Origin of the sequence: Flagellimonas meridianipacifica, assembly GCF_003001695.1 — a bacterium.
Lineage (GTDB): Bacteria > Bacteroidota > Bacteroidia > Flavobacteriales > Flavobacteriaceae > Flagellimonas > Flagellimonas meridianipacifica.
In genome coordinates this window covers 572,771-584,855 of record NZ_PVYX01000001.1, presented here as the reverse complement: position 1 = coordinate 584,855, position 12,085 = coordinate 572,771, and the positions used below count along the sequence as shown (strand labels likewise).

The 12,085-nt window shown below is 39.3% G+C and carries 9 protein-coding genes; 4 read left to right on the top strand and 5 right to left on the bottom strand.

Annotation, left to right across the window (positions count from 1 at the left end; translation table 11 throughout):
- Positions 1–32: 32 nt before the first annotated feature.
- The gene (locus CLV81_RS02495) at positions 33–2,198 is read left to right on the top strand and encodes an acylase (protein WP_106143479.1); all 2,166 of its coding nucleotides are present in this window, start codon (positions 33–35) and stop codon (positions 2,196–2,198) included.
- Between the two features lie 3 nt (positions 2,199–2,201).
- Here CLV81_RS02495 and CLV81_RS02490 read toward each other — a convergent pair whose 3' ends face one another.
- Entirely contained in the window at positions 2,202–2,843 is a 642-nt protein-coding gene (locus tag CLV81_RS02490; RefSeq protein WP_106144878.1) for a hypothetical protein, read from the bottom strand.
- Positions 2,844–3,025: 182 nt separating this feature from the next.
- Here CLV81_RS02490 and CLV81_RS02485 point away from each other — a divergent pair, with 182 nt between their 5' ends.
- Positions 3,026–3,727: an autotransporter domain-containing protein gene (locus CLV81_RS02485; RefSeq protein ID WP_106143478.1), complete on the top strand. Its 702-nt coding sequence runs from the start codon at positions 3,026–3,028 to the stop codon at positions 3,725–3,727.
- A 17-nt stretch (positions 3,728–3,744) separates the two neighbouring features.
- Here CLV81_RS02485 and CLV81_RS02480 read toward each other — a convergent pair whose 3' ends face one another.
- The gene (locus CLV81_RS02480) at positions 3,745–4,875 is read right to left on the bottom strand and encodes an acyltransferase family protein (protein ID WP_211297983.1); all 1,131 of its coding nucleotides are present in this window, start codon (positions 4,873–4,875) and stop codon (positions 3,745–3,747) included.
- Positions 4,876–4,978: 103 nt separating this feature from the next.
- Complete coding sequence (locus CLV81_RS02475; RefSeq protein WP_106143477.1) at positions 4,979–6,142, bottom strand: helix-turn-helix domain-containing protein; 1,164 nt, start codon at positions 6,140–6,142, stop codon at positions 4,979–4,981.
- Between the two features lie 65 nt (positions 6,143–6,207).
- Between CLV81_RS02475 and CLV81_RS02470 the strand changes: the two genes are divergently transcribed.
- Entirely contained in the window at positions 6,208–7,467 is a 1,260-nt protein-coding gene (locus CLV81_RS02470; protein ID WP_106143476.1) for an aminotransferase class V-fold PLP-dependent enzyme, read from the top strand.
- Here the strand turns inward: CLV81_RS02470 and CLV81_RS02465 are convergent, their stop codons facing one another.
- Positions 7,468–8,358, bottom strand: coding sequence for a metallophosphoesterase (locus CLV81_RS02465; RefSeq protein WP_106143475.1), 891 nt, complete (start codon positions 8,356–8,358; stop codon positions 7,468–7,470).
- A 119-nt stretch (positions 8,359–8,477) separates the two neighbouring features.
- Between CLV81_RS02465 and CLV81_RS02460 the strand changes: the two genes are divergently transcribed.
- Complete coding sequence (locus CLV81_RS02460) at positions 8,478–10,850, top strand: GAF domain-containing protein (RefSeq protein ID WP_106143474.1); 2,373 nt, start codon at positions 8,478–8,480, stop codon at positions 10,848–10,850.
- A 2-nt stretch (positions 10,851–10,852) separates the two neighbouring features.
- Here CLV81_RS02460 and CLV81_RS02455 read toward each other — a convergent pair whose 3' ends face one another.
- Positions 10,853–12,046 carry a Pycsar system effector family protein gene (locus CLV81_RS02455; protein ID WP_106143473.1) on the bottom strand — a complete coding sequence of 398 codons (1,194 nt, stop codon included), beginning with the start codon at positions 12,044–12,046 and terminating at the stop codon, positions 10,853–10,855.
- Positions 12,047–12,085: the final 39 nt, after the last annotated feature.

Sequence of the window (12,085 nt, the reverse complement as noted above, 5' to 3'; positions counted from 1 at the left end):
ATCTTCACTCGACAATCCTTAAATACATCTAAATGAGAACCCTTAGTCTAATTTTCTTGTTGATTTTGTCTTCTTGTGCGCAGAAAAAGGAGCTCACCGAAGTTGAAAAATGGGAAGCTCAAGCGGAAAGCGTTACAATAATTAGAGACGATTTTGGGGTTCCACATATTTACGGAAAAACAGATGCCGATGCTGTTTTTGGATTGCTTTATGCCCAGTGCGAGGATGATTTTAATCGCGTGGAACAAAATTACATTTGGGCCATTGGTCGGTTGGCAGAGGTAGAAGGTGAGGATGCTATTTATAGCGATTTGCGCGCTAGACTATTTATGACCCAAGAAGAAGCCATAGCTAATTATGAGAGAAGTCCAGATTGGTTAAAGAAGCTATGTGATGCCTTTGCAGATGGCATCAACTACTATCTACACACACATCCAGAGGTAACACCCAAACTTTTGACCCGTTTTGAACCCTGGATGCCTTTCTATTTTAGTGAAGGAAGTATAGGTGGTGACATTGAACGAATTTCTACTAGGAAAATCCAAGCCTTTTACGAAGGCGATATGGAAATTCCCGAAATGGAGAAATTAGAAATAAAGAAGCAAAAAGAGATGGCCGAACCCCAGGGGTCCAATGGAATCGCTATTTCTGGAGAATTGACACAGTCCGGCAACGCCATGCTGTTGATTAATCCACATACTTCATTCTATTTTAGAGGAGAAGTACATGTTGTGAGTGAAGAAGGGTTAAACGCTTATGGAGCAGTGACCTGGGGGCAATTTTTTGTATATCAAGGTTTCAATGAAAAAACAGGTTGGATGCATACCTCCACTTACACAGATGTGATGGACGAATTTAAAGAGGAAGTAGTAAAGCAAGATGGAACTTTGCTTTACCAGTACGCGGAAGAATTGAGGAGGGTAGAATCCACTGAGGTTACCTTAAGGTATAAGGATGGAGATGAAATCAAGGAAAAGACCTTTCCTATATATCATACGCATCACGGACCAATAACACATATGGTAGAGGGGCAATGGACAGCCTCTGCCATGATGTGGGAGCCGGTTAAAGCCTTGGAGCAATCTTATATCCGGACAAAACAAGATGGGTATGAAGGATTCCGAAAAATGATGGATATTCGAACCAATTCTTCGAACAATACGGTTTATGCAGACGCGGAAGGAAACATCGCCTACTTCCACGGTAATTTCATTCCTAAAAGAGATACCATTTTCGATTTTACGCAACCCGTTGATGGAAGTAACCCTGCCACGGATTGGAAGGGATTGCACACGGTAGATGAAAATATATTGGTTTTGAATCCAAATAATGGTTGGATTCAAAATTGCAATTCCACTCCCTATACTTCGGCTTTGGAAAATAGCCCTAAGCGAGAGGATTACCCAAAATACATGTCTCGTGACCAAGAAAACTTCAGGGGAGTTCATGCTATTGAATTATTAACCGGTAGAAATGAATATACTTTAGATAGTTTGATTGCTTTGGGACATGACCCGTATTTGCCAGCTTTTAAAGCCTTAATTCCAGGGTTGGTTAAAGCTTATGATACGAACCCAACTTCAGAATTGAAAGAACCCATAGAGCTACTAAGAAACTGGGATTTTACCACTTCAACGGAATCTGTAGCCATGACTTTAGCGCATTTTTATGGTACGCAAAGTTACATGCAAGCGGAACGACCGAAAGGGATGTATTCCATGCAATTAGTGGAGTATTGGGGAAGTGAATCCCCTGACCAAGAGAAGCTGGCATTGTTTCAAGAAACAGTGAATCAACTTAAGGCGGATTTTGGCTCATGGGAAATGCCTTGGGGGGAGGTAAACAGGTATCAGCGGTTAAATGGGGATATTCGCCAAGCTTTTGATGATGCGAAACCTAGTATTCCCATTGGTTTTGCTAGTGGGAGGTGGGGTGCGCTTGCAGCGTATGGCGCTCGATACGATAACAATACGAAAAAGATATATGGTACGCGAGGGAACAGCTTCGTGGCTGTGGTTGAATTTGGTGACAAAGTGAAAGCCAAGACTATTTTGGCAGGTGGGCAGAGTGGTGATCCAGATTCACCTCATTTTGATGATCAAATAGAAATGTATGCCAATGAGGATTGGAAGGATGCCGCTTACTATAAAGAGGATGTGCTAAAGCGAGCGAAAAAAACCTATCGCCCCGGAGAGTAGTTTTTATTCTTCTTCCTTAACTACAATTAAACTTGCTTTGGAGCCTGTGGAAAGGTTCCAACGGTTGTTATGGATGACGACTCCTTTTTCATCGGCGACCACAACTTGTGCCGTGTTGGGGCCGGAACTACCCTGATTGAGCGCCTCAAAGTCTATTCTGTTAAAACCTTTTACCAAATCAATGTTTACACCTTTAAAAGTTCCAGATAACAGAATATTGGCCTCTACGACCTCTCCATTCAAATAAATCTTTACTCGATCGCCGTCCACATACTCGTGATCTCTGCACACAATGCCAACAAATTTTGCACTGGTTTTGATATCGCCCAAGTACTGATCGCCATAATGCTTTTTGGACCCTTTCTTCTCTTTTTCGCCAACCTTGGGATCAATTACCAAATCATGACCCGCCTGTAATAACTCTTTGTCCGGCAACATCTTGACTCCAGGTTTGTTGTTTTTTGAAACGAGGTTATTATCTAATACCGAGGGCATATTAAGCAAAGTACCTTGATTACTACTCTTAATATCCAAGTTGTTTCTCTCACCTATTTTCAAAGGTCTAGTTGTTGGAATATCCCCTTGAGCCTGCATGGAAAGGAGCCCAATAGCGAAGAAGAACAGTAAGATTATGGACTTTCGCATAGCAATTTGGTCGTTAACCATTGCTAAAGTTAACAAATACCTTGCCATTTGGGTTATAAAATGGAGTTAAATCGATAAGGGGAGAGGATGCCGAGTTAAAGTCTTCACAAACCAGTAAGGAACCTTATGATGGGAACAATGCTTGATGCTTGTTTGGCTTAAACTATAAATCAAAACAAAAAATGAAAAAAAGATTTTTTTTAGCGGTAGTGCTTTCGACATGCTTGATCTATGCCCAAGAACAAAAAAAGGACAAACTTACCATTGAAAAAGGTACTTGGACTTTGGGCGGTAATGTATCTTTCCGAACTGATACTTTTGACTCAAGCATAAACAATACGATAACAGACGGCAATGGAGAAATCATTGATGTATTTTCCGAAGAGTTGAACAGGGATTTTTCATCAGTATCATTATTTCCAAGAGTCGGTTATGTGTTTAGTGACAATTGGGTGGTTGGCTTGTTAGCAGATTACTCAGTAAACAATTCAGATACTGAGAGAATCCAAGAAGGTCAGGATGCCTCCTTTTCAGAATTCAAAAGCGAAGGGATATCACTGGCTCCATATGTTAGAAGATATTTTGGTGTAACGCCTGATTTGGCGTTTTACATGCAAGGAGAAGTGGGTTACGGAAAATCATGGTCAGAGGAGATTTTCGAGAATTCAGAAAGGAGAACATCCAGTGGAGATAACTTTTTTGTGAATTTAAGACCTGGAGTTTCTTTTTTCGCCACAAAAAACCTGGCTTTGGAATCATCAATAGGTGTGTTGGGATATTCATCCTTTAATTCCGAAAATGAAAACTCTGAAAATGAAGGTCAAAACTTTAACTTCAGTATAAATGGTTCTGACCTGCTGTTTGGGTTGTCTTACTTTTTCTAAAAAATTGAGCCCACTTTTCAGTGGGCTTTTTTTCTTTTCACTCCAAACAAGGGCTGTATCAATGGAATTTGCAAGATAATAAAATGATATACCAGCCAACTCAGCCCAAAAGTGCCAATAACCAAAACAGAGGCTTTTGACCAGAATCCCCATTTTAAATCCATAAGGTAATACGCAATTCCTACGGTTATGGTTTGGTGCAAAATGTAAAAGGGATATACAGCGCGGTTGGAATAGGCTAAAAGTTTGCTGGGTTTATTCAAGTAGTCTACCGCGTAGGCAAAGAGAACTAATATCCAAGACCAAAGATTAACTACTTTGACAAATCCTTCAATAAAATGAACCAAAGTACTGTCTTCTAAAAACAGCCAAATAAACAACAATGTTAGAAAAGCACCTGAGCCGATGTAAAGGGCTTTTTTCTTTACATTGTTCAGATTTATCCAGAAAACATCTCCAGTAGCTATTAAAATAAAACCACTGAAAAACAATACGATGTAGAAGCTGATGGTGAACCAATCGCCTATCAATGCATGGTTTACTGGGAAAAAAGGTTCCACCAAAACTTCAATGAAATACAGTGGAACAATGAATACATACATCCCCAGGGAAGTATTCATAATTCTCCCTATGTTTTTTATCATTGCCGTATCATGATTTCTTAGGTAAACAAATAATGGGGCCAGTAAGAGTGAGAACAAAAATAGATAAGGAAGAAACCAAAGATGGTGCCAACTAAGGTTTCCTTCCGGATATATTCCTTTGAACGCAATGCTGGTATAGTACTCAAAATATGAACCTTGGAAAGCCCCATTGGCCAAGCGCTCAAAATATACTTGGGGAGGTACAATGAGCAACATGCCTACAGCTAAGGGAATACCTAGTCGTAAATAACGTTCCAATACAAATTTACCAGTAGATCGTTTTCCAAGTGCATAGTAGGTTCCCATTCCTGAAATAACAAAAAGAATGGGCAATCTCCATTGATTCAGAAATAGCATGGGCCACCTAAGCCACTCGTAAATCTCATTGTTTTTGATATGCCAACCCCAAGGAACAAAGAACATTCCTACATGGTATAAAATCAGTAATGCAAAAACGATTACCCTTAACCAGTCCAAATCGTGACGTCTTATAGTAGTTTTCATGATGAATTGTTTTTGCCAAAGGTGTAAACTTGAATTCATCAACTTAAATTATTGGATGTAGTATGCGTTCGGAATTATAATTTGGGAGAAATTAGAAGGAAAATCACTCTTTGTTTTCCTTCAAAAAAGCTGAGGGTGAGGTGTTGGCGTACTTTTTAAAAGCAGCATAAAATGCTGATTTTGAGTTAAATCCAACCGAATGCCCTATAGCTTCCACAGTGAGATGGGCAAATTCTTCATTTAAAAGGCGGTTTTTTGCTTCATCTACCCTTTTTTGATTGATATAGCTGTTAAAGTTGTTGCCCGTATGTAAGTTGATGGTTTTGGATAATTGATTTGTGCTTGTATGCAATTGATCTGCGAGATCTTTTAGTGATGCAGAGGGGGATTCAAAATAGCTTTTCTTGTTAACCAATGAATCAATTTCGCTAAATCGTAAACCTGACAAAGTAAGTGTTTCGTATTTATCTGCAATCCAAGATTTTTCAAAAAACCGTGATTCCCCAAGGATAATATATGTAACTGAAAAGATAATGAGGGTTTGAATCATCCCAATGTAGTGATCCCCGCTATCATTATCATATCGATAGAAAATAAAGAACACGAAAACGAAAACGGTGAACAATATGATTACAGAATTCCTACTAAATAAGTACTTGCTAGCCTTTATTTGGTTGGGAGCATTTTTTTTGCGTTTCCATTCCGCCCAAACCAGTTTAAAGGATAAAACACCATATCCGAAAAAGCTTGCAAGCACCAACCTGTCAAAATGGGTTTTTATCCATGAATAGGAAAAATTAAATGAATCAGGTACTTTGACATAATCAATTCCAGATGGGTAGGCACCTAAATAGGCGTTGAATTTTACAGTCAACGGAGCTAAAAAGTAGGGAGTTACTAATAAAGCGTAGCCAACAGGAAAAACAAGGTGCCACCAATGCTTTTTGAAAGTAACCTTCTCACGGCGTAATAGGCAAAACAAAAAAAAGTAAAAGGAAGGAGCAATGCACAAAACTATAGGTTCAGTGGAATCATTGAACGTCATGGTATACTTCATTAAGCCAGTATAGCACAAGTAAATATCCAAAGTGACCAAAGATTGAAAAAGAACGGAAAGCGCTAAAAAAACTAAAATTCTATTTTTTCTCGCCCTGAAGAAAATTACAAAACATAAAAAGAAGCCTTGTACAATACCGAAAAGCATGATATGGGAAGCCAAGTTATGACGAACGGGTATTTGGTCTATCAGTTGTTGTAAGGTTTCCAAGAAGAGTTAATTTATTGTAACTTCAGCCTAGCGGAAAAGTACCAATTTCTCGAAAACCAACCAATATGGAAAAACGACTGTTTTTAAAACGATTGGGACAAACAGCTCTGGCCGCTCCTTTTTTGACAATACCTTCGGATGTGTACGGCCAAGACAGGACTCTGCCTTATCCAACGGATGAAGACACCTTTTGGGAGCGCATTCGAATGGACTATCACTTAAAGCCAGACTACATCAATTTAGAAAATGGCTATTACAACTTTGTTCCCACACCAATTTTGAACAAATACATAGAACATGTACGAATGGTCAACTATGAAGCATCACACTATATGCGAACAGTTCAATGGGACAACAAAAATGCGGTAGCGGCACGTTTGGCAAAACTGGTCAACTGTTCTGAAAAGGAAATGATAGTTACACGGAATACCACCGAATCGCTGGATATGATTATTGGGGGCTTCCCTTGGAAACAAGGGGATGAAGCGATTTTTGCACAGCAAGATTATGGTGCAATGCGCATCCATTTCCATCAACAACGAGACCGGTATGGAATTGTTTGCAAAGAAATTTCCTTACCCAATCATCCCAATTCAGATGAAGAAATCGTGGAACTATATGAATCCCAGATAACTCCAAAGACCAAGTTACTGATGGTATGCCATATGGTGAACATTACGGGGCAAATTCTTCCCATCAGAAAAATTTGTGATATGGCCCATTCGCACGGAGTTGATGTAATGGTAGATGGAGCTCATGCTGTTGGCCATATTAAGGTAGATATTGCCGCGTTGGATTGTGACTACTACGGATCTAGTCTTCATAAATGGTTGAGTGTTCCTTTAGGCGCCGGCCTGCTCTTTGTGAAAGAGAAAAACATTTCAAAGATTTGGCCTTTGTTTGCTGAACACGAAGATGACAAAACCAAGATTCGTCACTTGAACCATACAGGAACACATCCGGTTCATACAGATTTAACAATCAATGATTCCATGGATTATTTGGAAATGATTGGTTTAGAGCGGAAGGAAAACAGGTTGCGGTTTATCCAACGGTATTGGTCTGAGCCCCTTCGCAATGTTGAGAACGTTGTGGTCAATACACCTAAGGAATCTCACAGAAGCTGTGGAATCGCAAATGTTGGGGTCAAAACCATGAAACCCCACGATTTGGCGAAAACCTTATTGGAAGAATTTAAAATATGGACTGTGGCGATAGACTATGCTAACGTGAAAGGATGCAGAATTACCCCTAACGTTTATACCACAACAAAAGAACTTGACTATTTTGTTGAAGCAATTAAAACATTGGCTAAAAGGGCTTAGTCAGATATAATCTACCAATTTTTCTGGTCCTTCCAGAAGCAATCTCACAATCTGAAGGGTACCGTCTGTTTTAGTGGCAATTTGCCATTTAATTAATGATATTTCTCCCTTTTCTATTTCTATGCCTGTTATACTTCTGGGATGTACACAACTACCATCATTGAAAAAGGGAATCTGTCCCGGTTCAGGAAATCGGGGTCTGTGGGTATGTCCTGCAATCGTAATTCGCAAATTGTTTTTCAGAATCCAGCGTTTTATTCGCTTTTCTATTCGGATAAGCTCCTTGTAATTCTTGGCTGGACTGGTTGGGTCTGCTATACCTACTACTTGAAGTGGTTTCCAAAGAATTCGAACTAAAAATCGTCCTATACGCCAGCAAACGTAGTTCCACCAATCCGCTTGATGTCCATGGGTGCAGAACAGTTCTTGTCCCGTTTCTTTATGTTTAAGAAGAAGGGCTTCGTGATATTTTATCCCTTCAAACAAGGATTTGTCGGAGCCATCAATAGGCTCAAAATAATGGGTAAGATATTTTTCAACGTAGTTGGGGTTCTGATAGACCATATCATGGTTTCCCCAAACCATATTCAGTCTTTTTTCATTATGAAATTGCTTCAGCAATTGGAACACATTTTTGTGGGCTTCAAAAATGGATTCGAAACTGATGTTTTCCCATAGCTCGTCCCCATCGCCCAATTCGCAATATTGGAAACCTTCTCGGTAATAATGGCTCAAGGCATGGAAATAAATGTTCCGATTATTGGCAAAATCGTCTGCAAAACTGTTGTCTCCTCTATGGCAATCGCTAAAAATGATGAATTTTGAGTCGTCATCAAAAGGGATGATTTTAGCCTTCGCATAGGCTTTGTCGAGTCGTTTAAAGGAAGACATTACCAGTTTTTTTTCTAAATATCCCTAAAAAAAAGCATTTAAACCCATAAAGATTCCCTTAACACATCCGCATTTTTTGATTTTGTAACTTTACCAGCTAAACCACGACTAAATACTGTATGCAGCACGACTACAATATGGAGAGTCCTATGCTTCAGTTGGTAAGTTTCAACAAGTTGTTGGAACACTATGAAGAACAACTAAACAGCAAGGACAAATATTTGGCGGACCGGGCAAAGTTCGTATTGGATGCGCAAGCACCTTATCCCGAACTTCGAGAGGGCTTTAGTGATTTAAGCCTATTGACCAAATATGAGGAAGTGATTCGCATTATTTTGGCTGACACTTGTTCCCCGGTACTGGGCAAAAACGAAATCAAGACCATATCTTCCCCCTTTGAGAATTTTGTGTTCAATTCATCAGAACGCTTTAAAAACATCCTAAAGGATGCGGGCGAGGATTATGAATTGGAAATCAGAAACCTTCCTAAGGATATCAACTATATCTTAAAATGTATCATAGTCCTTAATTTCCATTATGGGTATAAAATGGATTTTAAGCGGCCTTTGTTTTACGATATTCCCGATAAGAATGGATTAATGAAACATTATCGGGTGCTGTACAACGCAGATTTTATGGAAATCCATCCAACGGAAGAGTCACGGGAACTGACGAAGGAGGATGTTGATGAGCTTCTGGAGAATTTTGACAATATAGACCTTTGGAAGGAGAAAATTCCACCAAACAGTTTTGTTTCCAAGGGATTTGTGATTGCCAACATGTTCGACGTGACCGCTGAACATTCCATATCCGAGATAAAATCTACCCTTATTGGAAGCAATAAAAGGGGGAGTGAAAACTTTATGGAGAGTTTCCAGGATACGTTTAGGTCCCTTTTTAACCTGAACAACATCCGAGTTGGTTTTGCGGGTTATGATTCTGGCACCAATCGTTTCTTGAAAATTTATGGAAAGGGCATTGAGAGCTTTCTGTTGAACGGAAAGGAGACCGGAGTTTGTACGGACATGCTTTGTGAGGGTTCTTATGGTAAGTTGTTGGATGAAAATACGTATTTCACCATCTCTAATGTTGAAAACTATTTCAAGAAATCAAACGGCCAGCAACCTTATAAGGGACTATATGAACAAGGCATTCGAAGTGCTATTCTAGCTCCAATTGCGGATAATGGGAATCTTTTGGGTGTGTTGGAATTGGTATCCGATACTGTCAATGAATTGAACAGTGTAAATGCAAACAAGCTTGATGATGTAATGCCGTTCATAGTTTCTGCGGTATTGCGTTCCATTGAGGAAGAAGAGAATTTAGTGGACGCCATCATTCAACATGAGTGTACCACGGTTCATTCATCCGTGTATTGGAAATTTCAAGAGGAGGCCAAGAAGTTTATGGCTGATGAACTTATTGGAAATCAACCTTTGTTTAGGGAGATTGCCTTTAAAAATGTGTATCCGCTATACGGTCAGGTTGATATTAAGGAATCTTCCAAGCAAAGGAATGTTTCCATTCAGCGTGATTTGATGATCCAACTTTCTGAAATCAATAGTGTCCTTCATGTAGCTGTAAAAAAATATAAACTTCCCATATACGAGGAATTGATGTTTCGGGTGGACACCTATCTAAACGAGGTAAAAGAAGCACTGTATACGCATACCGAACAGGCGATTTTTGATTTCGTGAAAGAGGAAGTGAATCCTGTTTTCAATCACTTGAAAAAGCTTGATAGGAATATTGGAGCACTCGTTGAAAACTACGAATCCCAAATAGACCCAACCACCGAATCATATTATGACCACAGGCGTAATTATGATAATAGCGTGATGGAGGCCAATATGCAATTGGCCGCTTTGTTGGATAAGAAACAGGTTGAGGCCCAAGAAATGTTTCCGCATTATTTTGAGCGATATAAGACCGATGGGGTTGAACACAACATGTACATTGGCAGCTCTATTGCCAACGACCGTATTTTTGATGAGCTTTATTTAAGCAACCTAAGGTTATGGCAACTTCAGGTGATGTGCGATATGGAGAACAAATACTATGCACTTAAGCCTGAGCTGCCCGTTAAACTTGACGTTGCTTCCTTGGTTTTGGTATATAGCACTCCGCTGGCCATTCGATTTAGGATGGATGAAAAGCGTTTTGATGTGGACGGTACGTATAATGCGAGATATGAAATCATAAAGAAGCGCATTGACAAATCCTACATTAAAGGAACAAATGAGCGTTTAACACAGAAAGGAAAACTTTCCATAGTGTACTCTCAGCGCAAAGATGAAAAGGAATACATGCGGTACATCACTTTTCTGAAATCCAAAGGATACTTTACCAATAATATTGAAATTGTGGAGCTTGAAGGACTTCAAGGGGTTACGGGCTTAAAGGCAATTCGAGCTGAAATATTGTATACCAAGGATAAAAAATCAGAACGTACCTATACGTATGCTGATTTGATGGAAGAGTTGAAGATATAAGATTAGAACGTCATTCTGTCCGGTCCAAAAAAGCGGAAAGCAATACCAAAGGCAATTACGGAAACTATCATTCCTACCATGAATATGTTGTAGGTAATTCTTAAAATCTTATACTTTTTATTCAAAACAAGTCCTAAAAAGTATAGGTCCTTGGTTAAAGAGGAGTACACATATTCTTTATCCTTAACCAACTCTTCGAGCGCCCATTCGTATTCATCCAAGTCCATTTTATGGAAATTTCCAAAAAAGAGCAGATTCACTTTCTTTTCCTCAACATCCTGTTTGGTAAATTTTCCGCTAGTAACATTAGGTCTTGTTGCCAATATGGATAATACCATGGACACTACACTGAAAACAATGAAAATTAGAGTGGGATAAATCAAGTACGTATTTGAAGGATTGTCCAGTTTGGGAATCAGGTTGGCCAGTACCAAAGAAATGATAATAGCATTCACCGACAATAATATGTTTGCCTTGGTGTCTGCGATATCGCTGAGTTTCAAATGGTTTTTTAGGGTCACCCGGTACAGGGTCTGTACACTTCTATCTGGACTTTCACTTTTATACTTTGCCTTTAAAGCCTCTTTTTTGGCAATTTCTTTTTCGGTCTTTTTCTCCTTGACCAATTGCTTCAGATTCCTTTCTTTTCCTTCTTGCCAGTTCTCAAGGGCATAGTCGGTATAGAATTGATGTTCGTTGCGGAACATTTTAATGTTTTCGTCCCGCCATTCTTTTGGGGAATATTGGGCAATACCTAATTTCTCCAATTCCTCCTTAAGAAAATCAGTGGTTTCCCAATAGCTTTTTTGGGCAAAATGGGAGGAATCCGCATCACGAATAATCTTTTCAGATAGTTTTTGTGGTTCGTAGAAGCGCTTAGTGGCCATGATATCATCACAAATGGTCTCAATGGCATCGGCAGCATAGTTGTGTTCAGAAAGAAATTCCTTGGCAATGTCGCAGCTGTTTTCCTCGTGGTCATTTACCCCTTTCGTATATCCGGTATCATGGAACCAAGCTGCTAAAACGAGCTTTTCTTTTTCCAGTTCGGGTAAATCGTAGTTGTTGAGTAATTCTTTAGTACTTTTAACTACACGCTGGGTATGTCGCAAATTATGGTACAAAAATTTTGGGTCGAGTTCTTTTTCCAAAAGTTCGGTCACATGAGTTTCTGCCTTTCCAATAATTTCCGACATAGCTTTCGTTTGAAAACTCCAAAATACAAAATTTTGGTA

Coding starts and splice junctions, on each gene's coding strand:
- CLV81_RS02480 (WP_211297983.1), bottom strand. CDS start 4,875: ATGAAAACTACTATAAGACGTCACGATTTGGACTGGTTAAGGGTAATC.
- CLV81_RS02455 (WP_106143473.1), bottom strand. CDS start 12,046: ATGTCGGAAATTATTGGAAAGGCAGAAACTCATGTGACCGAACTTTTG.
- CLV81_RS02490 (WP_106144878.1), bottom strand. CDS start 2,843: ATGCGAAAGTCCATAATCTTACTGTTCTTCTTCGCTATTGGGCTCCTT.
- CLV81_RS02465 (WP_106143475.1), bottom strand. CDS start 8,358: ATGTCTTCCTTTAAACGACTCGACAAAGCCTATGCGAAGGCTAAAATC.
- CLV81_RS02485 (WP_106143478.1), top strand. CDS start 3,026: ATGAAAAAAAGATTTTTTTTAGCGGTAGTGCTTTCGACATGCTTGATC.
- CLV81_RS02495 (WP_106143479.1), top strand. CDS start 33: ATGAGAACCCTTAGTCTAATTTTCTTGTTGATTTTGTCTTCTTGTGCG.
- CLV81_RS02470 (WP_106143476.1), top strand. CDS start 6,208: ATGGAAAAACGACTGTTTTTAAAACGATTGGGACAAACAGCTCTGGCC.
- CLV81_RS02460 (WP_106143474.1), top strand. CDS start 8,478: ATGCAGCACGACTACAATATGGAGAGTCCTATGCTTCAGTTGGTAAGT.